The sequence below is a fragment of the Rhodovarius lipocyclicus genome (assembly GCF_009900765.1).
Taxonomy (GTDB): domain Bacteria; phylum Pseudomonadota; class Alphaproteobacteria; order Acetobacterales; family Acetobacteraceae; genus Rhodovarius; species Rhodovarius lipocyclicus.
On sequence record NZ_JAAABL010000014.1, the window covers coordinates 42537 to 66426 of the forward strand.

Here is a 23890-nt window from a genome sequence, read left to right on the forward strand (position 1 = left end):
GAGGGGGGCAGAGCCCCTCTCGCATCGCCCTGCCGGTTCAGATCTCGCCTTCGGCTTTCAGTCCGCGCAGGGTGTCGCGGAAGGCGGTGGTGATGGCGGCCACTTCTTCCGGGCCGTGGGTGGCGGACAGGATGCCGCCGCGGAAGCCCATGGGGTCCACGCCGTTGGTGATCATGCCCAGGTGCAGTTTCTGGGTCAGGGTCTTGCGCGGGTCGGGCCCGAAGGTGCTGGACGGCACGGAGAAGCTGTTGAAGGTCAGCGGGTCGATATCCAGCTTCGCGGCGTTGGTGAAGATGAAGAAGAAGCTGAACTCGCCGTAGATGCCCCAGGGCACGTTCTCCTCGACCAGCACGTTGCGCAGGCTGGTGCGCACCGCCTCGCCGGCGGCGTTGGCCCGCGCGCAGGCGTCGGTGTCGCGGATGGTGCGCAGCGTGACGATGCCGGCGGCGGCCGAGACCGGGTTGGCGTTGTAGGTGCCGGGGTGCTTGATCTTCTCGCGGCCCTTGGCGGCCGAGACCTCGAAGTCCAGCTCGTCCAGCAGGTCCTTGCGGCCGGCGACGGCGCCGCCGGGCAGGCCGCCGGCGACGACCTTGGCCAGGGTGCACAGGTCGGGCGTCACGCCACGGGCTTCCTGCGCGCCGCCGGGGGCCAGGCGGAAGCCGGTCACGACCTCATCCATGATCAGCAGCACGCCGTATTCCTGGGTCAGCGCGCGCAGCGCCTTCAGGAAGCTGCCGGGGATGGGCACGTTGCCGGTGTTGGCGCCGATGGGTTCGATGATGACGGCGGCGATGTCGTCGTCGGCCTCGAACAGGGCGCGGACGGCGTCGATGTCATTGGGCGGCAGCAGCTTCACGCCGTCGGCCACGGCCTCGGTCACGCCCGGGGTGGGGGTGCCGTCGAAATGGCCGTCCACGCCGAAGGCCATCACATCGTGCCAGCCGTGGAAGTGGCGGTGGAAGCGGGCGATCTTGCTGCGGCCGGTGTGGGCGCGGGCCAGGCGCACGGCCATGTGCGTGGCCTCGGTGCCCGAGGAGGTGAAGCGCACGCGCTCGGCCGAGGGGACCATCTCCTGGATCAGGTTGGCCCATTCGATTTCCAGCGCGTGGCTGGCGCCGAACTGGCTGCCCTTGCGCATCTGCTCGATGGTGGCTTCGACCACGTCATCCGGGCAATGGCCCAGCAGGTGGGAGCCATGGCCGCCGAACAGGTCCACATAGCGGTTGCCGTCCACATCCCACTTGATGGGGCCTTTGCCCTTCGCGCAGGAGAGCGGGTAGGGCTTCAGCCAGCGGCTGTCATGGGTGATGCCGCTGGGGAAGGCGCCGAGCGCCTTGGCATGGAGCGCCGCGCTGCCCGGGGTGGCGGCGATATAGGCGTTGATGATGGCACTGTTCGTCAGGTTGGTATCGGGCATCGGCAAGGCACTCCTGAGAGCGTGATCCGCTCGCATCCGCTTACGGCACACGCTCCCAACTACTGGTTGTTCGCGTGATTCACGCCTCCGGTGTTTCCACCTCCGGCGATCACGCTCTATGCCGGCAAGGCAGCATGGGGCGTCCCGCTCTGCAAGGCCCGGACCAGGGCCGAATGGTGTTCCAGCACCTGTTTCCGCCTGGTTTTCAGGCTGGGTGTCAGCAGGCCGTTCTCGATGCTGAAGGCTTCGTCCAGCGCGGCCCAGCGGCGGATGCGTTCATGCGGGGCCAGCTTGGCGTTCACGCGGGCGACGGCGGCGGCAAGGTCCCCCTCCCGCCCCTCGGCGGGCACCAGCAGGGCGACCAGGGCGGCCTGGCCCTCGCCGGACACCACGGCCTGGGTGATGGCGGTTTCGGCGGTCAGCAGCGCCTCGACCCGGGCGGGAGCCACCATCATGCCGCCCACCAGCTTGATGAAATCCTTCTTGCGGTCGGTGATGCGGATGCGCCCGGCCGCGTCCAGCATGCCGATATCGCCGGTGTGCAGCCAGGGGCCGCCCGGGCCGTCGGGGGCGATGGCGGCGGCGGTGGCCTCGGGCTGGTTCCAGTAGCCCGCCATCAGCAGCCCGCCGCGCAGCAGGATCTCGCCATCGGCGGCCACCTTCACCTCCACCCCCGGCAGCGGGTGGCCCACCGTGTGGCGGTCATTGTCCCAGGGCAGGTTGACCGAGACGACGGGCCCGGCCTCCGTCTGGCCATAGCCCTGCAGCACCGGGATGCCCATGGCCAGGAAGAAGCCCGACAGCTCCGGGTCCAGCCGCGCCCCGCCCGAGATCAGCGCGGCCAGCCCGCCGCCGAAGCGCGCCTGCACGCGGGCGCGCACCAGGCGTTCCAGCGCCGCGTCCTCCAGCCGTTCCAGCGGGTTCAGGGGCGGGCCGTCCATCTTGCGCAACCCCAGGGACAGCGCGCGGGCGAACAGCCAGCGCCGGGCGGCGCCCGCATCCTCCAGCTGGTTCAGGATGCGGGTCTTCAGCACCTCGAACAGGCGGGGCACGGCGGTGATCAGGGTGGGGCGGATCTCCTGGAACTCCCGCGCCAGGTGTTCCGCCCCGCGGGAGAACACCAGCTCCATCCCCAGGCTGGGCAGCAGGAAGCCGCCGGCCGTGTGCTCATAGCTGTGAGACATGGGCAGGAAGGACAGGTAGCGCCCGCCCTTGAACGGAATGCCCCGCCCCGCGATCCGCACGCCCTCGCAATTCGACAGCATGGCGCGGTGCGGCAGCATGGCCCCGCGCGGCGCGCCCCCGGTGCCGGAGGTATAGATGATGCAGGCCACGGCCTCCCCATCATCGGCGAAGGGCGGGGGAGGGGCTTCGGTGGCCAGCGCCTCGGCCCAGCTGGGCCAGGGGCCGCCCGGCCCGGCGTCGAAGACCAGGATGGGCAGGTCGAGCCCCGCCATCTCCGCCGCCTGGCGCAGCTTCGCCGCGTTCTGCGCCGAGTCGGCGATGGCCAGGCTGGGCGCGCAGTCGCCGATCACATGGGCATGGTGGGCCACGGTGTTGGCCACATAGGTGGGCACGGTGATGGCGCCGAGTGCCATGATGGCGTTGTCCGCGATCAGGAATTCCGGCCGGCTGGCGGAAACCAGCAGCACGCGCTGGCCCGGTCGCACGCCGCGCGCGGCCAGCCCCGCCGCCGCCCGCCGCACCGCCTGGCCGAATTCGCCCCAGCCCATGCCCCGCCAGCCGTCCCCCTGCCAGAAACGCAGCATGGGGGCGGTGGACTCGCGCTCCGCCAGTGCCAACATCATGCCGTGCAGGGTGGTGGCACCCGTGGGGGCGAATTCCTGGTTCGCCTGATCCGTCATAGACTTGCCGCCTCCCCCGCTTGGCCCTGGCCCGTTCGGGCATATATGGAAGCTTATGCAGATGTCCCAAGCCGCGCACCCCATCCCTTTCGCCCCGCTCGATGCCTCCGCCGGCGGCGGAGAGGGCCTTCCGGTCTGGGATCTGTCCGATCTCTATGCCGGGCAGGACGATCCGAAGCTGAAGGCCGATCTGGACAAGGCCGGCACGGATGCCCAGGCGTTCAAGGCGCGGCTGGCCGGAAAGCTCTCGGGCATCGGCGGGGATGCGCTGGCCGAGGCCATCGCGGAATATGAGGCGATCGAGGAAGTGCTGGGCCGGGCGATGAGCTTCGCCAGCCTCACCTTCGCCTCGGACGCGCAGAGCACCGCCAATGGCCAGTTCTACCAGGCGATCCAGGAGAAGGTGACGGAGATCTCCTCCCACCTCGTCTTCTTCACGCTGGAGATCAACCTGCTGGACGAGGCGCTGCTGGAAACCTGGTCCGAGGGCAGCCCCTCGCTGGCCGGCTGGGGCCCCTGGATCCGCGACCTGCGCCTGTTCCGCGACCACCAGCTGTCGGATGAGCTGGAGCGGCTGCTGAACGAGAAGGACATCTCCGGCCGCGCGGCCTGGAGCCGACTGTTCGATGAGACGATGGCGAACATGACCGTCACCGTCGCGGGCCAGGAGGTCTCGGTCAGCGCGGCGCTGAACCAGCTCTCGGACCGGGACCGCGAGAAGCGGCGCGCCGCGGCCGAGGGCGTTTCCGCCGCCTTCGCCAGCCGCATCAAGCTGTTCAGCTTCATCACCAACACCTTGGCCAAGGACAAGGAGGTGATGGACAAGTGGCGCCGCTATCCCACCCCCGCCTCCTATCGCAACCGCGCGAACATGGTCGAGGATGAGGTGGTGGAGGCGCTGGTCTCCTCCGTCTGGGCCTATCTGCCCAAGCTGTCGCACCGCTACTACGCGCTGAAGGCGAAGTGGCTGGGCATGGAGAAGCTGCAGCACTGGGACCGCAACGCGCCCCTGCCGGCCGACGCCGACACCACCATCGCCTGGCCCGATGCCGTGAAGCAGGTGCGCGCCGCCTATCACGCCTTCAGCCCCAAGCTGGCGGAGATGGCGGCCCCCTTCTTCGAGAAATCCTGGATCGACGCGGCGCTGCGGCCGGGCAAGGCGTCCGGCGCCTTCGCGCACCCGACCGTGCCCTCGGCCCACCCCTATCTGCTGCTGAACTATCACGGCAAGGCGCGGGACGTGATGACGCTGGCCCATGAGCTGGGCCATGGCGTGCACCAGCGCCTCGCGGCCGACCAGGGCTACCTGATGTCCTCCACCCCGCTGACGCTGGCCGAGACCGCGAGCGTGTTCGGGGAGATGCTGACCTTCCAGGCCATGCTGAACGCGGAGACGGACCCGGCGAAGAAGCGCATCCTGCTGGCCGGCAAGGTCGAGGACATGCTGAACACGGTGGTCCGGCAGATCGCCTTCTATCAGTTCGAGACCAAGCTGCACGCCGCCCGCCGCCAGGGTGAGCTGTCGCCGGAAGACATCGGCAAGATCTGGATGGGCATCCAGACCGAGAGCCTGGGCCCGGCCTTCGAGTTCTCCGGCGACTACAATGTCTATTGGGCGTATATCCCGCACTTCATCCACACGCCCTTCTATGTCTATGCCTACGCCTTCGGGGATTGCCTGGTGAACGCGCTGTATGGGGTCTACAAGGACGGGGCGGTGCCGGATTTCGAGCAGAAATACCTGGACATGCTGGCCGCCGGCGGCACGCTGCGCCACCAGGAGCTGCTGGCCCCCTTCGGCCTGTCCGCCGCCGACCCGGAATTCTGGAAGCGCGGGCTGGACGTGATCTCGGGCTTCATCGACCAGCTCGAAGCCTGACATGGCCGACGACAAGCCCCTGTTCGGTGAGGTGCGGCGCTTCGTCCGCACCTCCGGCGCTGTCACCGGCATCGCGGCGCGGGTGGCGGGCGAGCGGTTCCTCGGCATCAAGACCAACAAGGCCGCCCATGCGGCGGACCTGAGGGCGGTGCTGGGCGGGCTGAAGGGCCCGCTGATGAAGGTGGCGCAGTTCCTGTCCACCGTGCCGGACGCCCTGCCGGAGGAATACGCGGCGGAGTTGCAGGAGCTGCAATCCAACGCGCCGCCCATGGGCTGGGCCTTCGTCAAGCGCCGGATGACGGCGGAGCTGGGCCCGCACTGGCAGTCCCGCTTCAAGGAGTTCGGGCAGGAAGCGGCCGCGGCCGCCTCGCTGGGGCAGGTGCACCGCGCGGTGCTGCCCGATGGCACGCCGGTGGCCTGCAAGCTGCAATACCCGGACATGCCCAATGTGGTGGATGCCGATTTGCGGCAGCTGCGCATGGCGCTCGGCCTGTATCAGCGCATGGATTCCACGCTGGAGAACAGCGAGGTGTTCCAGGAACTGTCCGACCGCCTGCGGGAGGAGCTGGACTACACCCGGGAGGCCAAGCACCAGAAGCTGTACGGCATCATGCTGCGCGGCTCGGTCCAGGTGTGGGTGCCGCAGCCGGTGGAGGAACTGACCACCCAGCGCCTGCTGACGATGAACTGGCTGCCCGGCCGCCCGCTGCTGAAGCGGTTGGAGGAAGACCCCTCCGCCGAGGAGCGCGGCGTCTATGCCCGCGCGTTGTTCGAGGCCTGGTACAAGCCGCTGTATGTGTGCGGCGTGATCCATGGCGACCCGCATCTGGGCAATTACCTGGTGCGCCAGCCCGGCGACGAGCAGCCCGGCGGCATCAGCCTGCTGGATTTCGGCACCATCCGCGTGTTTCCGCCGCGCTTCGTCGGCGGCGTGGTGCGGCTGTTCGAGGCGATCCGCGACGGGAACGAGGCCCGTGCCTATGAGGCGCTGGAGGATTGGGGCTTCACCGGCCTGTCCAAGGAAACCCTGCGCCTGCTGAAATCCTGGGCCGAGTTCCTGTACGACCCGCTGATCGAGGACCGGGTGCGCCCGATCCAGCAATCGGACGACCCGAATTACGGGCGCAACGTGGCCCAGGCCGTGCATGGCGGGCTGAAGGCGGAGGCCGCGCGCACCGGCAAGCCGGTGAAGGTTCCGCGCGAATTCCCCTTCATGGACCGCGCGGCGGTGGGGGTGGGCTCCGCCTTCATGCGGCTGAAGACGGAACAGAACTGGCACCGGCTGTTCATGGAACTGATCGACGGTTTCGATGAACAGGCGCTGGCGGACCGGCAGGCGAAGGCATTGGTCGAGGCGGGGCTGTAGCGCCACCCTCATCCATGCCGCCCACCGATTGGGCGCTGGCATGAACAATCGCCCATGAACCCAGCGCTCCGCGCCGCCCCGCCGTCTATTTGGGCGGCCGGGGCGGTCGCGCGCCGGCGTTCCGGGTCTAGCTATGACCATCCGAGGAAATGTCCGTTTCCCCCGACCCCCCACCAGGGGCCGGGCCCGTCACATTATGCCTCGGGGGCCCTCGCCCATGCCGCTCGCCATCTCCAGCAAAGCCGTGCCCGGCGCCATGCCGCGCGCCAGGGCGGAACTGCGCTTCACCGTCGTGCTGGCGGCGCTGATGGCCTTCGCCTCCATCTCCACCGACATCTACCTGCCGGCCCTGCCATCCCTCAGCGCCTCGCTCGGTGCCTCGGCGGGGCAGGTGCAGCTGACCCTGTCGGGCTTCCTGATCGGCTTCAGCCTGGGGCAATTGTTCTGGGGGCCGGTGGGGGACCGCTATGGCCGCCGCATCCCGATCATGGTGGGCATGGCGCTGTTCATGCTGGGCTCCATCGGCTGTGCGCTGTCGGGCTCGGCGCTGGAGATGATCGCCTGGCGCCTGGCCCAGGCCCTGGGCGCCTGCGCCGGGCCGGTGCTGGCGCGCGCCATGGTGCGGGACCTGTACGCGCGCGAACGCTCGGCGCAGATGCTCTCGACCCTGATGCTGGTGATGAGCATCGCCCCGCTGCTGGGCCCGATCCTGGGCGGGCAGATCCTCGGTATCTGGTCCTGGCGGGGGATTTTCTGGACCCTGGCGGGCTTCGGCCTGCTGGCACTGCTGGGTGTGGCCAGCCTGCGGGAAACCCTCCCGCCCGACCGGCGCCTGACGGAGCGCCCGGCGGCCATCGTCACCACCTATGTGCTGCTGCTGCGGGACCGGCGGGTGCTGGGCTATGCCGCGGCGGGCGGGTTTCTCTACGCGGGGGTCTACGCCTTCCTGGCGGCCTCGCCCTTTACCTACATCGAGTATTATCACGTCTCGCCCCAGGCCTATGGGCTGCTGTTCGGCATCAACATCGTGGGCATGATGCTGGCCAACCTGCTGAACAGCCGGCTGGTGATGCGCTTCGGCACGGACAGCATGCTGCGGGCGGGGGCGGCCATCGCGGGGCTGGCGGGGGTGGCGCTGATCCTGGCCAGCCGCTCCGGTTGGGGCGGGCTGCCGGGGCTGGTGGTGCCACTGTTCTTCTATTTCTCGATGATGGGCTTCATCGTGGCCAATTCGGTGGCCGGCGCGCTGGCGGGCTTTCCGCAGCGGGCGGGGGCGGTCTCGGCGCTGGTGGGAGCCATGCATTACGGCACGGGCATGGTCAGCACCGCCCTGGTGGGCTGGCTGGCCGATGGCACGCCCTGGACCATGGGCTGCATCGTGGGCGTGTCCGGGGTGGGTGTGCTGCTTAGCGTGCTGCTGCTGGTGCGCACGCCCGCGCGGGGTTAGCGCGCGGGTCGCACCGCCACTGCCTGGGTCACCACCGCCTGGGCCGTCAGCGCCAGCAGCACCAGCAGGGCCACCCACCAGCCCTGCCACGCGCCATAGCTGAGATTCGCCACCGCGAAGGCCGCGCAGAACGCCCCGAACCGGCCCGGATGGTCCGCGGCCCGCAGCAGCACCGCCAGCAGCGCCGCTGTCAGCGCCGCACCCACCGCGCCCAGCTCCAGCCAGATCTGGATGATGAAGTTGTGCGTGTGCAGCGGCAGGCGCTGGGCCCGCACCTCCGCGAACCAGGCGGCCTGGGGTTCCAGGTGGAAGCGCGCCAGCTGCTCGGCGGAGACCTGCAATTCCCCGCCCGGGATGGCGCGCGCGGCCTCCATCCCCCAGCCCAGCAGCGGGTGTTCCAGCATGCGCTGGATGGCGAAATCCCAGATCAGCACGCGGTGGGCGGCGCTGCCCTGCATCCAGTTCACATCGGGGCCGGTGGCCAGCAGGGCGCCGAGCCCCAGCGGCAGCAGCAGCACCAGCGCCACCACCAGCGGCACCGCCAGCCGCAGCACCCGCGTGCCCAGCAGCGCGAAGGCGACATACCCCGCCATGCCCGCCAGCACGCCGATCTTGGCCGCCTGCGCCGGCATGCTGAAGATGGCGACCACGGCCATCAGCGTCAGCGCGATCTTCCGCCGCGCCCCCGGCTGCACGAACACCGCCAGCGGCAGCAGCACCGCGACGACCGAGGCCGCGGGCTTCAACCCATAGCCCAACGTCAGATCCCAGTGCCGCAGCCCGCGCACCAGGGCACGCAGGGTGTGGAAGCTGGTCTGGTCCGCGAACATCAGCAGCGTGCCCGCCACCAGCCCCAACGTCAGCCAGCGCAGCACCGGGCGTGGCGTCTCCTGCGGGCCGCCCAGGGCGGTGGCGGCCAGCCCGCCCAGCAGGGCCAGCGCACCGATGCGCGCGCCCTCCAGCGCGCTGCGGCCGGGGTCCACGGCCCACAGCGCGCTCAGCAGCCCCCAGCCGCACAGCGCCAGCGCCAGCCAGGCCGCCAGCGGCAGCTTCGGGCCCCGCCCGGCGGCCAACCCGCCCGCCGCCATGGCCAGCAGCGCCACCGTGCCCAGCGGCGCGATGCCCCGGAACTGGAACACTGCCAGCACCGGCGCCAGCGCCAGAAAGCATGCGAGGGACAGGGAAGGGCTGGGGAATCTGCTCACCTGTGCCGCTTGGCACGGCTGCAAGGGCCCCGCAAGCAGGCGTTGCGGGGGCAGGGCTGCGCGGCTTGCACCGGTATGGCCCTTGAGCCTGGGCCCACATGGGGCTAGCTACCGCGGCTAGCCCACCCTCTTTCCAAGTCAGGCCCCGGGCCGGAAGGGTTTCTCATGCTGTCTCGCCTGTTCGGCTTCCTCTCGGCCGACATGGCCATCGATCTCGGCACGGCTAACACGCTGGTCTATGTGAAGGGCCGCGGCATCGTGCTCAATGAGCCTTCGGTGGTTGCCATCTCCGACAATCGCGGCCGCAAGCAGGTGCTGGCGGTGGGCGAGGAAGCCAAGATGATGCTGGGGCGCACCCCGGGCAACATCGCGGCCATCCGCCCGATGCGTGACGGCGTGATCGCGGATTTCGAGGTGGCGGAGGAAATGATCAAGCATTTCATCCGCAAGGTGCACAACCGCCGCGGCTTCGCCTCGCCCATGATCATCGTCTGCGTGCCCTCGGGCAGCACGGCGGTGGAACGGCGCGCCATCCAGGAAAGCGCCGAGAGCGCGGGTGCCCGCAAGGTGCTGCTGATCGAGGAACCGATGGCCGCCGCGATCGGCGCCGGCCTGCCGGTGACGGAGCCCTCGGGCTCCATGGTGGTGGACATCGGCGGCGGCACCACGGAAGTGGCCGTGATCTCGCTGGGCGGCATCGTCTATGCGCGTTCCGTGCGCGTGGGCGGCGACAAGATGGATGAGGCGGTGATCAGCTACATCCGCCGCACCCACAACCTGCTGATCGGCGAGAGCAGCGCCGAGCGCATCAAGATGGAAATCGGCGCGGCCGCCCCCCCTGATGACGACAGCGACGGCATCCTGACCGAGGTGAAGGGCCGTGACCTGATGAACGGCGTGCCCCGCGAGGTGATCGTCAGCCAGCGGGAAATCGCGATCGCGCTGGCCGAGCCGGTGACGAACATCGTGGAGGCCGTGAAGGTGGCGCTGGAGAACACGCCCCCCGAACTGGCCGCCGACATCGTGGACAAGGGCATCGTGCTGACCGGCGGCGGCGCCCTGCTGCACCGCCTCGACGAAGTGCTGCGGGATGCGACAGGCCTGCCCGTTGTGGTGGCGGAGGAGCCGCTGAACTGCGTGGCACTCGGCACCGGCCGCGCGCTGGAGGAGCTGAAACGGCTTCGCCAAGTCCTCTCCTCCATGTATTAAAGGGTTCGGGCAGGCATCAGATCGGGGCTGAAGGGACCATTCGTTGATCCGGTTGAGCATCCCTTTGCGTCAGGCATTGGGCCGGCTTTCGCTGCCGGTGCTGATCGCCATGGCCTTCGGCGTGATGCTGCTGGGCAAGGCGGACGCCCTGCTGGTGGAGCGCATGCGCACCATGGTGACGGATATCGTCACCCCCATCTGGTCCGTGTTGCAGCAGCCCGTCTCCGCCGTCAGCGATGCCGTGACCGAGGCCCGCACCCTGTGGAACATGCGCGCCGAGAACCAGCGCCTGCGGGAGGAGAACGACCACCTGCGCCGCTGGCAGGATACGGCGCTGGCGTTGGAGGCTGAGAACTCCCTGCTGCGCCGCCAACTGGCCTGGGTGCCGGAACCCGCGCCCAGCTTCTTCACCGCCCGCGTGGTGGCCGATGGCGGCGGCACCTATGCCCGCGCCGTGCTGCTGGCCACCGGCGCCCGCGCGCCCGTGCGCAAGGGCCAGATCGCCCTCGATGAGCGCGGCTTCGTCGGCCGCGTGACGGAGGTGGGCAGCCGCTCCGCCCGCGTGCTGCTGGCCACCGACATCAATAGCCGCATCCCCGTCACCTTCGAGGGCACGCGCGCGCGCGCCATCATGGTCGGCAACAACTCCGCCCGCCCCCGCCTGCAGCATTGGCCCGAGGGCCAGCTGCCGCGCGATGGCGACCGGGTGGTCACCAGCTCCGAAGCCTCGGCCTTCCCGGCCGGCCTGCCGGTCGGCATCGTGCGCTGGCCAGAGGGCGGCGTGCCCGAGGTGGAGCTGTTCGCCCGCCTCGACCGGCTGGATGTGGTCCGCCTGTTCGATTTCGGCCTGCAAGGCATCCTGCCGCCAGAGGCGGTGGCCCGGCCGGAACCCCGCCAGGGCCGCAGATGAAACGCCCCAAGCCGGGGAAGGTCGAGCCACCCTCCGGCTTTCTTCGCTTCCTCGATAATTTCATGCGCAACGCGCTGCCGGTGCTGGTCACGGTGGTGCTGGCGGTCGCCGTCATCACGCAGGACCAGGGGCCGAGCTTGGCCCTGCCGGTGGTGCTGCCGGCGGTGTTCTTCTGGACCATCTTCCGCCCCGCCGCGATGCCGCCGCTGGCGGTGTTCCTGCTGGGCGTGGTGCTGGACCTGCTCGTCTCGCCCAATTTCGGCGCGCTGACGGTGTGCCTGATCATCACCTACGCGGTGGTGTTCCGCATGCGCGGATCGCTCATCAAGCAGAATTTCTATGTGATCGCGCTGGTCTATGCGCTGGTGGCGCTGGGCTGCTTCACCCTGTCCTGGCTGATGAACAGCATCGGCTATTTCAGGCTGCTGTCCCCGCGTTTCATCATGTACGAAACCCTGGTTTCCACCGGCATGTACCCGATATTGGCATTGGCCTTCACCGGCATGCACCGGGCCATGGAACGATTCGAATGAGCTTGAACCCCTTCGGCCGCAAGCAGAAGGACCGCGCCGTGCCTGGCTCCATGCGCGGGGTCAAGCGCGACGAGGAGATCCGCCGCACCGTCTTCACCCGCCGCGCCATCATGTATGGCGCGGTGCAGCTGGGGCTGTTCGGCTTCCTGGCCTCCCGCCTCTATCAGCTGCAGGTGGTCGAGGGCGGCCGCTATGCCACGCTGGCCGAGGAGAACCGTGTCTCCGCCCGGCTGATCGGCGCGCCGCGCGGGCGCATCACCGACCGCGCGGGCACGCTGGTGGCGGGCAACCGGCTGAACTGGCGTGCCCTGCTGGTGGCCGAGCAGACCAGCGATGTCGCCTCCACGCTGGAGAACTTCTCCCGTATCATCCCGCTAACGGAAAACGAGCGCGCGCGCGTGGACCGCGAGCAGCGCCGCCGCCGGCGCTTCGTGCCCACCATCGTGCGCGAATTCCTCACTTGGGAGGAAATGGCCCATATCGAGGTGAACGCGCCCGACCTGCCGGGCATCCTGATCGACGTGGGCACCACCCGGCAGTACCCGGAAGGCGAGAATCTGGCCCATATGGTGGGCTATGTGGCGCCCCCCAGCGACCGCGACCTGGGCAGCGACCCCATCCTGCAATTGCCGGGCGCGCGCGTGGGCCGGGCGGGTATCGAGCGCTTCCACGAGAACATCCTGCGTGGCCGCGCTGGCTCCGTGCAGCTGGAGGTGAACGCCACCGGCCGCATCATCCGCGAACTCGACCGGCGGGAGGGCATCCCCGGCCAGGATATCGAGCTGAGCGTCGATTCCGAATTGCAGCGCATCGTCCGAGGCAAGATCGAGGACGGCACCTCCGTCGTCGTGATGAACGCCCGCAACGGGGAATTGCTGGCCATGGCCAGCAACCCGTCCTTCGACCCCAACATCTTCAATTCCGGTGTCTCCGCCGCGCAGTGGCGGCAATGGACGGCCGGGCGCTCCACGCCGCTGATCAACAAGGCCACCAACGGGCTGTATGCCCCGGGCTCCACCTTCAAGATGGTGGTGGGGCTGGCGGGGCTGGACGCCCGCGTCGTCGGCCCCGGTGAGCGCATCGTCTGCCCGGGCCACCTGGATTTCGGCGACAGCCGCTTCCATTGCTGGAACCGCTCTGGCCATGGCGCGCTCGACATGCGGGCCGCTATCAAGAACAGCTGCGACGTCTATTTCTATGAGGTCGCGCGCCGCGTGGGCATCAACCGCATCGCCGCCATGGCGCGGCGCTTCGGCCTGGGCGTGGACCTGGAGATCGACCTGCCCGGCGTGCGCCGGGGCCTGGCCCCCACCCGCGAATGGCGCGAGGCGCAGGGCAAGGCCTGGAACATCGGCGACACCATCGTGCACGGCATCGGCCAGGGCTTCTATCTGTTCACCCCGCTGGCGATCTGCACCATGACGGCGCGGCTGGCGACCGGGCGCGCGGTGCAGCCGCACCTCACGCGTTCCATCGGCGGGCGGCCGGTGCGCGGCACCCGGCCGGAGGATTGGCCGAGCATGGGCCTTTCGGACCGCGACCTGCGCCTGCAGCGCGACGCGATGTGGGCGGCGGTGAACGAGCCCGGGGGCACGGCCGCGATGGGCAAGCTGCCGGGCAATCTGGGCATGATGGCGGGCAAGACCGGCACCACCCAGGTGCGCCGCGTGACCCGCGAACAGCGCGAGCGCGGCTTCAACGTGCAGAACCTGCCCCGGGAATGGCGCCCGCACGCGCTGTTCGTGGGCTATGCCCCGCATGACAATCCGCTCTATGCCGTGGCGGTCGTGGTGGAGCACGGTACGGCCGGCGGCACGGCCGCGGCACCGCTGGCGCGGGACGTGATGGTCGAGACCTTCGCCCGCTTCCGGGCCATCTCATGATCGGGGGCGCACGCTGATGTCCATCACCTTCGAGCGGCGGCTGCTGACCCGGAACCGCGAGCACAACCTGCTGGAAAAGCTGTGGCGGGTGCCCTGGATCTTCGTGCTGCTGCTGATCGCGGTGGCGGGGGTGGGCTATGTCGCGCTGTATTCCGCCGGCAGCGGCAACCCCGACCTGTACGCCACCAAGCACGCGCTGCGCTTCGCCTTCTGCCTGGTGATGGCGCTGTGCATCGGGCTGGTGGACATCAAGGTGATCTACCGCGCCGCCTGGCCCCTGTATGGCATCGCTCTGGGCCTGCTGGTGCTGGTGGCGGTGCGCGGGCAGATCGGCAAGGGCGCGCAGCGCTGGGTCGATCTGGGGCCCATCCAGCTGCAACCCAGTGAGCTGATGAAGATCGCCCTGGTGCTGCTGTTGGCCACCTGGTTCGCGCGCGCCACCTGGAAGAAGATCGGCAACGTCTTCTTCCTGCTGCCGGCCATGCTGCTGGTCTTCGTGCCCGCCGGGCTGATCTTCCGCCAGCCGAACCTCGGCACCTCCGTCATCACCGTGGCGGTGGGGGGGGTGATGTTCTGGGTGGCGGGCGTGCGGTGGTGGAAGTTCGCGCTGGCGATCGGCGGCGCGGTGGCCGCCGTGCCGGTGGTCTATGCCAATCTGCGCGACTATCAGCGCGCGCGCATCAGCACCTTCTTCGACCCGGAGAACGACCCGCTCGGCGCCGGCTACAACATCATCCAGTCCAAGATCGCGCTGGGCTCGGGCGGGATCTGGGGCAAGGGCTTTCTGGCCGGCACCCAGGGCCACCTGAACTTCCTGCCGGAAAAACAGACGGACTTCATCTTCACCATGATCGCCGAGGAATTCGGCTTCGTCGGCGCGATGGTGACGTTGGGCCTGCTGCTGCTGGTGGTGCTGTTCTGCATCTATGCCGGGTTCATGTGCAAGAACCACTTCGGCCGGCTGCTGTGCTTCGGGATCGGGGCGAACTACTTCTTCTATATCTTCGTGAACATCGCAATGGTGACTGGCAGCATCCCGGTGGGTGGCGTGCCGCTGCCGCTGATCTCCCATGGCGGGTCCGCCATGCTGACGGTGATGCTGGGATTCGGGCTGGTGATGTCAGCCTATGTGCACAGGCACGCGGATCTGGGGCCAGCACGGGAGTAAGGCCGAGGGCGCAAGAAGACCGAGGGGCTCTGCCCCTCGGGCTCCCCGCCAGGAGCCGAAAGGCCCCTGGACCCCATCAGTTTGGCGCTGGTCCTGCCAGCGTCTTTCCTATTGATTTTTATGATATAATTGGTGCCCCGTCTGCCAGGATGAAGCGCCAAACTCATGGGTTCAAAGGGTTGCTACAACCCTTTGCGGGGATGCAAGGGGCAGCGCCCCTTGCCGGGGGTCCAGGGGGCGGAGCCCCTTGGCCTTTCCCGCCCCCTTACCGCGGCGGCGTCGGCAGGGCCTGCCGGCTCACGCTGCCTGGCACGGTCGTCGCCCGCCCATAGGCGCTGCTGCCGGCCGTGCGTGCGCGGGAGACGCTTTCCTGCACGGGGGCGCTGCTGGCCACCGGGCTGGCGGCGGCCGCGCTGCCGCTGCCGAAGCGCCCCAGCACGGAGCGCAGCGGGTCCGCGCCCGGGTTATGCGCCTGCATGTTCACCACGATCTGCCGGGCGGAGACTTCCTGCCCGTAGTAGCTGCTGTTCCACTCGGAGCGCGCGTTCAGCACGGAGCCTTCGAGCGCCACCCCGGCGAACAACCCGCGGGAGCGCGAGACGGCCACGATGTCGGCGCCGAGGTTGCTCGTGGTCGCGCCTTCCACCGTGCCGCCATAGGTGGCGACGGCGACGGAGGCATCGGCGCCGAACTTGAACTGCCCGTTCAGCACGGCGTTCAGGGCGCGCTCGCTGCGGATGATGAGCAGGGTCTGCGCATCCTGCACGCCGAACTGGAAGCCGATATTGGCCGAGCCCATGGTGTAGAAGGCGGGGGAGGACCAGCCGCCCGCCCCGTCGCGGCCCACCAGCACGCAGCCACCGCCCTCGCCACCGCCGAAGAAGGCGGCGCGGAACAGCTGCGGGCACACCATCACGGCGCGCGCGTTGCGCAGCAGGGAAGCGGCGTTCAGCAGGTCATGGTCGTTGCCCAGCAATTCCTGGACGGAGAGGGTGGAGCGGTCCACCAGCGACTGTGCCTCCCCGCTGCTCGGCGGGCCGTTGCCGCAGGCGGACACACTCGCGGCCAGCAGGCCGATGACGATGAGACGGCGCATGAGTTCCCCCTGCCAAACACTTGAGGCGCCGCGATTCTAACCCATCATCGTTCCGGATAGAAGCGATGATGCTCGCGGGGCCTTTCCCAAGCTTTCAATGCATGAGGGGTGCGGCGGTTTGACGGCCAAAAAAAGATGGCCACCAAAAAGAAACGGCGGGGAGGGTCCCCCGCCGTTCGCGTCACTCGCCGTGGCCGCGCGCCACGAAGCGTTCCAGCCAATGGATGGTATAGTCGCCGGACTGGAATTCCGGGTCCGCCATGATGCGCTGGTGCAGCGGGATGGTGGTGCGGATGCCGTCCACCACCATCTCGTTCAGGGCGCGCCGCATGCGGGCGATGGCCTGGGCGCGGTCGGTGCCGTGCACCACCAGCTTGGCCACCAGGCTGTCGTAGTGCGGCGGCACGGAATAGCCGGAATAGAGCGCGCTATCGACGCGCACACCGAGGCCGCCCGGGGCATGGAAGGTGTTCACCCGGCCGGGGCTGGGGGTGAAGGTCTCCGGGTCCTCGGCGGTGATGCGGCATTCGATAGCGTGGCCGGAGAAGTGCACCTCCGACTGGTCGTAGCCCAACTCCTCGCCGGCGGCGATGCGGATCTGCTCGCGCACCAGGTCCACGCCGCAGACCATCTCCGTCACCGGATGTTCCACCTGCAGGCGGGTGTTCATCTCGATGAAGCAGAACTGGCCGTCCTGCCACAGGAATTCCAGCGTGCCGGCGTTGCGGTAGCCGAGCTCCTTCAGCGCGGAGGTAACGGTGGCCCCCAGGCTGTTGCGGTCGGCCGCGGTCAGCGCGGGGCTGCCGGCCTCCTCCACCAGCTTCTGGTGGCGGCGCTGCAGGGAGCAGTCGCGCTCACCGAAATGCACCACGTTGCCGTAGCTGTCGGCCAGCACCTGCAATTCGATGTGGCGCGGCCGGTCGAGGTACTTTTCCAGATAGACGGAATCGTCGCCGAAGGCGGCCTTGGCCTCGGTGCGGGCGAGGCGATAGGCCTCCTCCAGCTCGCCCTCATTCTGGGCGACCTTCATGCCGCGCCCGCCGCCGCCGGCGGCGGCCTTGATCAGCACGGGGTATTTCACCTCGGCCGCCACGGCGCGCGCCTCGTCCACGCTGTTCAGCGCGCCCAGGCTGCCGGGCACCAGCGGCACGCCCAGGCGGCGCATGGCGTCCTTGGCGGCGATCTTGTCGCCCATCATGCGGATATGCGCGGGCTTGGGGCCGATGAAGGCCAGGCCGTGCGCTTCCACCATCTCGGCGAAATCGGCGTTTTCCGACAGGAAGCCGTAGCCGGGATGGATCGCCTCCGCGCCCGTGATGTGGGCGGCGGACAGGATGGCGGCCATGTTCAGATAGCTGTCGCGCGCGGCGGGCGGGCCGATGCACACGCTCTCATCCGCCAGCCGCACATGCATGGCGGATGCATCGGCGGTGGAATGCACCGCCACGGTGCGGATCCCCATCTCCTGGCAGGCGCGATGCACGCGCAGCGCGATCTCGCCGCGGTTGGCGATGAGGATTTTCTGGAAGCGCTTGACCACCTGTTACTCCACCAGCATCAAGGGCTCGCCGTATTCCACCGGCATGCCGCTTTCCACCAGGATGCGCGTCACGGTGCCGGCCTTGGGCGCCTTGATCTGGTTGAAGGTCTTCATCGCCTCGATCAGCAGCAGGGTCTGGCCGGCCTGCACCTGGGTGCCGACGGTGACGAACTGCGCCGAGCCGGGCTCGGGCGAGAGATAGGCCACGCCCACCATGGGGCTGGTCACGGCGCCGGGGTTCTTCGGGTCGAACTCCGCCTGGGCCGCCGGGGCGGGGGCCGCGGCCGCGACCGGGGCGGCCAGCGGCGGGGCGGCGGCGGGGGCCGCCGGCATGGGCGGCAGCGCCGCATAGGTCTGCACCGGGGCGGCCGCCACGGGCAGGTCGCGCACCACGCGGATGCGGCTGTCCTTCTCGACCAGCTCGATCTCGGTCAGATCGGTCTCACGCAGAATCTTCGCCAGTTCCCGGATCGTCGCCGGGTCGAAGGTGATGCCGCTGCTCATGCGTCCTCGTCCTGTTGTTCGGCCAGCAGGCCGGCCATGGCCCGGATCGCCAGCGCGTAACCCGCGACGCCGAGGCCGCAGATCACACCCGTGGCCACCTTGGACACATAGCTGTGCTGGCGGAATTCCTCCCGCCGGTGGATGTTCGTGATGTGCACCTCGATCACCGGTTGCTCCGCGATCAGCAGGGCGTCCAGGATGGCGATGGAGGTGGTGGTGTATCCCGCCGGGTTGATGATGATGCCATGCGACCGGCCACGGGCCTCCTGGATCCAGGAGACCAGCTCACCCTCGATGTTGGACTGGCGGAAATCGATGGCGAAGCCCAGCCGGTCGGCGGTTTCGGCGCACAGCGCCTCCACGTCGTCCAGCGTGGCCGCGCCGTAGATCTCGGGTTGCCGGAGGCCCAGCATGTTCAGGTTGGGCCCGTTGAGGACCGTGATGAGCTTCATGTCTCAGCCGCGTTGAAGGGGCGGAACCGGGGGCGCGCCGCGACGCGCCGGGCCGGTTGCGGGAAGCAATGGCGGTAACACGGGGGTCAGCGCCCGGCAAGCGGCGCCATGGAAGGGGCAGGGCGGCCAGCCTCAGAAGGCCTTGGGCAGCCCGGCCTGTTTCAGGATGCCATTGGCGGTGTGGCGTGAGACGACGCTCACGGGCACGGTGAAGTGCTGCTGCGTCAGGGGGGAATACCAAATCTCATGGCTGCCCTTGCCCTGACGGACAAACTGGCAGCCGGCCAGACGCAGATATGTCACCAGCGGGCTGTAAAGGCTGGCGGCCATCCGGAATCAGGCGGCCTTCTGGTGGACCACCATCTCCATATCCGGGTCGGCGGAGTGTTCGCCATTCAGTTCCCGCAGCTCGGCGAGCGCTTCCCGGGCATTCTTGATCAGCAGGTCGAGCGACGGGGATTCTAGAACCAGGCCGGGATAGGTGCTGTCGGCGATATACCACACCTGTGCATCCTCATCCCATTCGGCGCGGATCGTAACGGGCAAGGTGGTGTTCATACTGATGTCCCGAATGGGCCTTCTGGTTGGGAGCGGACCCTAAAGCGCGAGTCGCTGCGCTGCAAGCTATCCCGACAACGGGGGCCAGGGGCGGCGGTTGCACGGACGGGGCCGTTGGCAAAACTATATGGGCAGTGTCTTGAGCATTCCCAAATCGCGTTCCTGCACGCCGCCTTTGTCCCGCGATGGGGAAACGCTATATCCTCCCCATGAACGCGATCGCCGATACCGCCACCGAAGCCCTGCACGCCGCCGCGACGGCCGCGCGCGAAGCCGCCGTCGTGCTGGCCCCGGCCCCGCGTGAGATCAAGGACCGCGCCCTGCTGGCCGCCGCCCGCGCCATCCGCGCCCATGCCGGCCGCATCCTGGCCGCCAACACCCAGGACCTGATGGGCGCGGACGACCTCATCCCCTCCTTCAAGGACCGGCTGACCCTGAACCCCGCCCGCATCGAGGCGATGGCCCAGGGCGTGGAGGAAGTCGCCGCCCTGCCGGACCCTGTCGGCCGCACCCTGGCCGAATGGACACGCCCCAATGGCCTGACCATCCGCCGCGTGGCCCAGCCCATCGGCGTGATCGGCATGATCTTCGAAAGCCGCCCCAATGTGCTGGCCGATGCCGGCGCGCTGTGCCTGAAGGCCGGCAGCCCCGTGATCCTGCGCGGCGGCAAGGAAAGCGTGAACAGCGTCGCCGCCATCCACGCCGCCCTGATGGAAGGCCTGGCCGAGGCCGGCCTGCCCGGGACCTGCATCCAGATCCCCCCCAATGCCGACCGCGCCTTCGTGGGCGCCATGCTGAAGGCCGCGGGGCAGATCGACCTGATCGTGCCGCGCGGCGGCAAGGGCCTCGTCACCCGCGTGCAGGAGGAATCCCGCGTGCCGGTGCTGGCCCATGCCGAGGGGCTCTGCCACACCTATGTCCATGCCGCCGCCGACCCGGCCATGGCGCGCGCGGTGCTGGCCAACGCCAAGATGCGCCGCACCGGCGTCTGCGGCTCCACCGAGACGCTGCTGATCGACGCGGCCGTGGCACCCGGACTGCTGCCCTTGCTGGTGGCGGACCTCGCGGCGCTGGGCTGCGGCTTCCGCGCTGACGAGCGCGCGCGCGCCATCTGCCCGGAACTGCCCGCCGCCACGGATGACGACTTCCACACCGAATGGCTGGGCGCCACGCTGAATGTCGCGGTGGTGGATGGCGTGGCCTCGGCGCTGGCGCATATCCGCCGCTATGGCACCGAGCACACCGAGGCGATCATCACCGAGGACGCGGCGGCGGCCACCGAGTTCCTGAACCTGCTGGGTTCGGCGGTGGGGATGTGGAACACCTCCACCCAGTTCTGCGATGGGTTCGAGTTCGGCTTCGGCGCCGAGATCGGCATCGCCACCGGGCGCATGCACGCGCGCGGGCCGGTGGGGCTGGAGCAGCTGTGCACCTATCGCTACCAGGTGATCGGCACGGGGCAGCTGCGCCCGTAAGCTGGCCCTTCCCCGGAACGCCCGGCTGTGCCTAGCATCCTGGAAAACCAGGGAGGTCACACCATGCGTTCCATCCTTCTCGCCACGGCCTTGTTCGTGGCGCCCGCGCTGGCCCAGGCCGCCTGCCCGGATGAGGCCACCATGGCCGCGCTGGCCCGCAACCTGCTGGCGCAGCAGCCCTCCCAGCCGATCGCGGGGATGACGTCGCTGGCCGACGGGCTGTGCGCGCAGAACCGGCTGGTGCCCCTGCTCTCGGCCCATTGGGGGCGGCCGGTGGGTTACAAGGTGGGGCTGACCAACCCCACGGCGCAGCAGCGCTTCGGGGTGAACCACCCCGTCACCGGCATCATCTATGAGAACACCGTGCGCCTGCTTTCGGATGGGGAGGTGGAGGCGCGCTTCGGCGCCGTGCCGACGGTGGAGGCCGACCTGATGGTGCGCGTGCGCGACGAGGGCATCAACACCGCCCGCGACCACGTCGAGATCCTGCGCCACCTGGATCTCGTGATCCCCTTCATCGAGATGCCGGACCTGGCGCTGGCCTCCGGCCTCGATGGCCCGAACCTGCTGGCGATCAATGTCGGCGCGCGGCTGGGCGTGATGGGTGAGGCCATTCCGGTGCAGGCGAATGAGGATTTCGCGGCGCGGTTGGCCTCCATGACCGTGGTGCTGGGGAACGACCAGCGCGAGCTGGCCCGCGCCCCGGGCACGGCGCTGCTGGGCCACCCGCTGAACGTGCTGCCCTGGCTGGCGCAGGACCTGGCGAGCCGGGGCACGCGCCTGCGCGCGGGCGACCTGGTCAGCCTGGGCGGCTTCTCGCCGGCCCTGCCCACGGAGGCCGGGCGGCGCTACACCGTCCGCTATGAGGGCCTGCTGGCGGCCCCGGTCGAGGTGAGTGTGCGGACAAGGTGAGCGTGGGCGATCGACGAAGGGCGCGGATCGGGCTTCTGGGGGGCAGCTTCAACCCGGCCCATCATGGCCACGCCCATGTGGCACGGGTGGCGCTGGCGGCCCTGCGGCTGGATGCGGTGTGGCTGATGGTCTCGCCGGGCAACCCGCTGAAACCCGCGCGCGGCATGGCGCCCTTCGCCGAGCGCATGGCCTCCGCCCGCGCGGTGGCGGCGCCGCCGCGCATCGTGGCGAGCGACGTGGAGGCCCGGCTGGGCACGCGGCTGACCTGGCGCACGCTGCGGCTGCTGCGGGCGCGGTTTCCGCGCGTGGAGTTCGTGCTGATCATCGGCGCGGACAATCTGGTGCAGTTGCCGCGCTGGGGGCGGTGGCGGCAGATCGCGGCCGACACCCGGCTGGCGGTGCTGCCGCGCCCGGGTTCCACCCGCGCGGCCCTGCATGGGCGGGCGGCCAGCGTGCTGCGCCGGCACCGCCGCGCGCCGGGGGCGATATGGAGCGGGAAGGGCCCGCACGCCCCCTGGTGCTTCGTGCCCGCCCGGCTGCACGCCGCTTCGGCAACAGCCATTCGCAGTGCGCGGTGGCGTTCCGCCGCGGATTCTGGCAGCTACAGCCCGAGTTGAAGGATTTATCATGGCCCGCAAGCCTGTTTCCGAGGCCAAGCCCGCCGAGAGCGCGGCGAAGCCCGCCCGCAAGACCGCGGTGAAGAGCACCACCGGCACGGCGAAAGCGCCTGCCGCGAAGAAGACCGTTGCCGCGAAGGCAGTGGCGGAAAAGCCCGTGAAGGCACCCGCTGCGAAGGCGGGGGCCGTGAAGGCCAAGGCGCCCGCGCCGAAGCCCGTGCCTGCGAAGGCCAAGGCCAAGGCCGCGCCTGCCGCGAAGCCGGCGCCCGCGAAGGCCAAGGCCGCGCCCGCCGCGAAGCCCGCGCCCGTGAAGGCCAAGGCCGCGCCCGCCGCGAAGCCCGCGCCCGCGAAGGCCAAGGCTGCCCCCGCCGCCAAGCCCGCCCCCGCGAAGAAGGCGCCCGCCAAGGCCGCTGCCTCCGCCAAGGAGCAGGCCGCCGCCCCCAAGGCCCCGCGCGCCCGCAAGCGCGCCCCGCGCCTGACGCCCGACCGGCTGGAGCTGCTGGTGAACGCCGCCCGCGCCAGCCTGGAGGACGACAAGGCCGAGGACATCGTCGTGCTCGATGTCTCGACCCGCTCCACCTTCACCGACCGCATGATCATCGCCACCGGCCTGGCCGAGCGCCAGATTCAGGCGATGGCGACCCATGTGGAGGACGCGCTGGCCGAAAACGGCCTGAAGCTGAAGAAATCCGCCTTCGAGACCAGCCCCGAATGGGTGCTGATCGACGCGGGGGATATCGTGATCCACCTCTTCATGCCCGAGGAGCGCGACAAGTTTAACCTCGAGAAGCTGTGGGGCGAGGACAGCCCGTCCAGCGCGGGGTGAAGGCTAGGCTGATCGCCATCGGCCGCGCGAAGCCGGGGCCGGAGGCGGAACTCTTCCGCCACTACAACGCCCGGCTGCGCCCGCCGCTGGAATTGCTGGAACTGCCGGAGGGCCAGGGCTCTCCGGCGGAACTGCGCCGGCGGGAGGGGGCGGCGATCCTCGCGGCCCTCGCCCCCAACACCCTGCTGGTGGCGATGGACCTGGGCGGCAAGGCCCCGACCTCGGAGGCGCTGGCCACGCTGACCCAGCGCTGGATGGAGGCCGCCCGGCCCATCGCCTTCGTCATCGGCGGCGCGGAGGGGCTGGATGAGGCGGTGCTGGCCCGCGCCACGCATCTGCTCTCACTGGGCCCGCTGACCTGGCCGCATATGCTGGTGCGCGGCATGCTGGCGGAACAGGTCTTCCGCGCCCAGTGCATCCGGGACAACCACCCGTATCACCGGGCCTGGCGGCCCGGCTGAGGGGGAGATCAGCTTCCCGGCTTGATCTCGATCTTCTTTTCCGCAGCGGCCGCGCTGGCGGCCTTGGGCAGCAGCACGGTGAGCACGCCCTTGTCGAATGTGGCGTCGATCTTCTCGCGGTCTACATCGCGGGGCAGCCGGAAGCTGCGCTGGAAGGACCCGAAGCGTCGTTCGGAGAGATGGTAATTCTCCTTCTTCTCCTCGGTCTGCTCTTTCTTCTCGCCTTTGATGGTCAGCAGATCCTCGGAGAGCGAAAGCTCCACATTGCTGGCATCCATGCCGGGCAGTTCGGCGGCGATGCGGTATCCGGTTTCGGTCTCGGTCAGGTCGATGGCGGGCGCCGTGGCGCCCGGTAGGGGGCCGGGGCGGCGCGGTGTCTGGCTGGCCCCGAAACCTGGCCAGAAATCCTCGAACAGGCGATCGATCTCGCCCCGCAGGGCCGAAAAGGACGGCCACTGGTTGGCCGGCGCGGCAAGGGCATGGGGCGGGGTCTGGCTCGGCACCGGGGTCTTGGTGTCACTCATGACAATATCTCCCTCTCTGCAACAAGGGCCGCCGCGGCATCCG

General features: G+C 69.5%; 23 protein-coding genes. 13 read left to right on the forward strand and 10 right to left on the reverse strand.

Annotation, left to right across the window (positions count from 1 at the left end; all coding sequences use genetic code 11):
- Positions 1 to 37: 37 nt before the first annotated feature.
- Positions 38 to 1417 carry an aspartate aminotransferase family protein gene (locus GT007_RS11805; RefSeq protein ID WP_160121812.1) on the reverse strand — a complete coding sequence of 460 codons (1380 nt, stop codon included), beginning with the start codon at positions 1415 to 1417 and terminating at the stop codon, positions 38 to 40.
- A 116-nt stretch (positions 1418 to 1533) separates the two neighbouring features.
- The gene (locus GT007_RS11810) at positions 1534 to 3282 is read right to left on the reverse strand and encodes an AMP-dependent synthetase/ligase (RefSeq protein ID WP_160121813.1); all 1749 of its coding nucleotides are present in this window, start codon (positions 3280 to 3282) and stop codon (positions 1534 to 1536) included.
- Between the two features lie 61 nt (positions 3283 to 3343).
- On the opposite strand from GT007_RS11810, the gene GT007_RS11815 reads away from it, so the two are divergent.
- The 3 genes from GT007_RS11815 to GT007_RS11825 all read left to right on the forward strand — a co-directional run bounded on the left by GT007_RS11815 (position 3344) and on the right by GT007_RS11825 (position 7974).
- Positions 3344 to 5161: a M3 family oligoendopeptidase gene (locus GT007_RS11815; protein ID WP_160121814.1), complete on the forward strand. Its 1818-nt coding sequence runs from the start codon at positions 3344 to 3346 to the stop codon at positions 5159 to 5161.
- Position 5162: 1 nt separating this feature from the next.
- A complete protein-coding gene (locus GT007_RS11820; protein ID WP_160121815.1) occupies positions 5163 to 6527 on the forward strand; it encodes an ABC1 kinase family protein in 1365 nt (454 codons plus the stop codon).
- A 217-nt stretch (positions 6528 to 6744) separates the two neighbouring features.
- On the forward strand, positions 6745 to 7974 hold the full coding sequence (locus GT007_RS11825) for a Bcr/CflA family multidrug efflux MFS transporter (protein ID WP_236571628.1): 1230 nt from the start codon (positions 6745 to 6747) through the stop codon (positions 7972 to 7974).
- On the opposite strand, the gene GT007_RS11830 is transcribed toward GT007_RS11825, so the two are convergent.
- Positions 7971 to 9179 (reverse strand): O-antigen ligase family protein, encoded by a 1209-nt coding sequence (locus GT007_RS11830; RefSeq protein WP_160121817.1) that lies wholly within the window; start codon positions 9177 to 9179, stop codon positions 7971 to 7973. The genes GT007_RS11825 and GT007_RS11830 overlap by 4 nt on opposite strands.
- A 165-nt stretch (positions 9180 to 9344) precedes the next feature.
- Here GT007_RS11830 and GT007_RS11835 point away from each other — a divergent pair, with 165 nt between their 5' ends.
- Genes GT007_RS11835 through rodA form a run of 5 tightly spaced genes read left to right on the forward strand, consistent with a single transcriptional unit; the run spans position 9345 to position 14882 of the window.
- Positions 9345 to 10388, forward strand: coding sequence for a rod shape-determining protein (locus tag GT007_RS11835; RefSeq protein WP_160121818.1), 1044 nt, complete (start codon positions 9345 to 9347; stop codon positions 10386 to 10388).
- A gap of 52 nt (positions 10389 to 10440) precedes the next feature.
- The gene (gene mreC, locus GT007_RS11840) at positions 10441 to 11298 is read left to right on the forward strand and encodes a rod shape-determining protein MreC (protein WP_268894555.1); all 858 of its coding nucleotides are present in this window, start codon (positions 10441 to 10443) and stop codon (positions 11296 to 11298) included.
- The gene (locus tag GT007_RS11845; protein WP_160121820.1) at positions 11295 to 11831 is read left to right on the forward strand and encodes a hypothetical protein; all 537 of its coding nucleotides are present in this window, start codon (positions 11295 to 11297) and stop codon (positions 11829 to 11831) included. Before mreC ends, GT007_RS11845 begins: the two co-directional genes overlap by 4 nt.
- A complete protein-coding gene (gene mrdA / locus GT007_RS11850) occupies positions 11828 to 13714 on the forward strand; it encodes a penicillin-binding protein 2 (protein ID WP_236571630.1) in 1887 nt (628 codons plus the stop codon). The genes GT007_RS11845 and mrdA overlap by 4 nt, the downstream gene beginning before the upstream one ends.
- 22 nt (positions 13715 to 13736) lie before the next feature.
- Positions 13737 to 14882, forward strand: coding sequence for a rod shape-determining protein RodA (gene rodA, locus GT007_RS11855; protein WP_408015544.1), 1146 nt, complete (start codon positions 13737 to 13739; stop codon positions 14880 to 14882).
- 265 nt (positions 14883 to 15147) lie between these two features.
- Here the strand turns inward: rodA and GT007_RS11860 are convergent, their stop codons facing one another.
- From GT007_RS11860 to GT007_RS11885, 6 genes are all read right to left on the reverse strand, one after another.
- A complete protein-coding gene (locus GT007_RS11860) occupies positions 15148 to 15978 on the reverse strand; it encodes a lipid-binding SYLF domain-containing protein (RefSeq protein ID WP_160121822.1) in 831 nt (276 codons plus the stop codon).
- A gap of 181 nt (positions 15979 to 16159) precedes the next feature.
- The gene (gene accC / locus GT007_RS11865; protein WP_160121823.1) at positions 16160 to 17518 is read right to left on the reverse strand and encodes an acetyl-CoA carboxylase biotin carboxylase subunit; all 1359 of its coding nucleotides are present in this window, start codon (positions 17516 to 17518) and stop codon (positions 16160 to 16162) included.
- A gap of 3 nt (positions 17519 to 17521) precedes the next feature.
- Complete coding sequence (gene accB / locus GT007_RS11870; RefSeq protein ID WP_160121824.1) at positions 17522 to 18022, reverse strand: acetyl-CoA carboxylase biotin carboxyl carrier protein; 501 nt, start codon at positions 18020 to 18022, stop codon at positions 17522 to 17524.
- Complete coding sequence (aroQ, locus tag GT007_RS11875; protein ID WP_160121825.1) at positions 18019 to 18474, reverse strand: type II 3-dehydroquinate dehydratase; 456 nt, start codon at positions 18472 to 18474, stop codon at positions 18019 to 18021. The genes accB and aroQ overlap by 4 nt, the downstream gene beginning before the upstream one ends.
- A gap of 132 nt (positions 18475 to 18606) precedes the next feature.
- Positions 18607 to 18777 (reverse strand): type II toxin-antitoxin system HicA family toxin, encoded by a 171-nt coding sequence (locus tag GT007_RS11880; protein WP_201451895.1) that lies wholly within the window; start codon positions 18775 to 18777, stop codon positions 18607 to 18609.
- A 33-nt stretch (positions 18778 to 18810) separates the two neighbouring features.
- Positions 18811 to 19032 carry a DUF1902 domain-containing protein gene (locus GT007_RS11885; protein ID WP_160121827.1) on the reverse strand — a complete coding sequence of 74 codons (222 nt, stop codon included), beginning with the start codon at positions 19030 to 19032 and terminating at the stop codon, positions 18811 to 18813.
- A 209-nt stretch (positions 19033 to 19241) separates the two neighbouring features.
- Between GT007_RS11885 and GT007_RS11890 the strand changes: the two genes are divergently transcribed.
- From GT007_RS11890 to GT007_RS11910, 5 genes are all read left to right on the forward strand, one after another.
- Entirely contained in the window at positions 19242 to 20507 is a 1266-nt protein-coding gene (locus GT007_RS11890) for a glutamate-5-semialdehyde dehydrogenase (RefSeq protein ID WP_160121828.1), read from the forward strand.
- A gap of 63 nt (positions 20508 to 20570) precedes the next feature.
- A complete protein-coding gene (locus tag GT007_RS11895) occupies positions 20571 to 21419 on the forward strand; it encodes a 2-keto-4-pentenoate hydratase (RefSeq protein WP_160121829.1) in 849 nt (282 codons plus the stop codon).
- On the forward strand, positions 21416 to 22036 hold the full coding sequence (locus tag GT007_RS11900) for a nicotinate-nucleotide adenylyltransferase (RefSeq protein WP_160121830.1): 621 nt from the start codon (positions 21416 to 21418) through the stop codon (positions 22034 to 22036). The genes GT007_RS11895 and GT007_RS11900 overlap by 4 nt, the downstream gene beginning before the upstream one ends.
- A gap of 10 nt (positions 22037 to 22046) precedes the next feature.
- Entirely contained in the window at positions 22047 to 22862 is an 816-nt protein-coding gene (gene rsfS, locus GT007_RS11905; protein ID WP_160121831.1) for a ribosome silencing factor, read from the forward strand.
- Positions 22859 to 23323: a 23S rRNA (pseudouridine(1915)-N(3))-methyltransferase RlmH gene (locus tag GT007_RS11910; protein WP_236571631.1), complete on the forward strand. Its 465-nt coding sequence runs from the start codon at positions 22859 to 22861 to the stop codon at positions 23321 to 23323. Before rsfS ends, GT007_RS11910 begins: the two co-directional genes overlap by 4 nt.
- A gap of 8 nt (positions 23324 to 23331) precedes the next feature.
- Here GT007_RS11910 and GT007_RS11915 read toward each other — a convergent pair whose 3' ends face one another.
- Positions 23332 to 23847 carry an Hsp20/alpha crystallin family protein gene (locus tag GT007_RS11915; RefSeq protein WP_160121832.1) on the reverse strand — a complete coding sequence of 172 codons (516 nt, stop codon included), beginning with the start codon at positions 23845 to 23847 and terminating at the stop codon, positions 23332 to 23334.
- Positions 23848 to 23890: the final 43 nt, after the last annotated feature.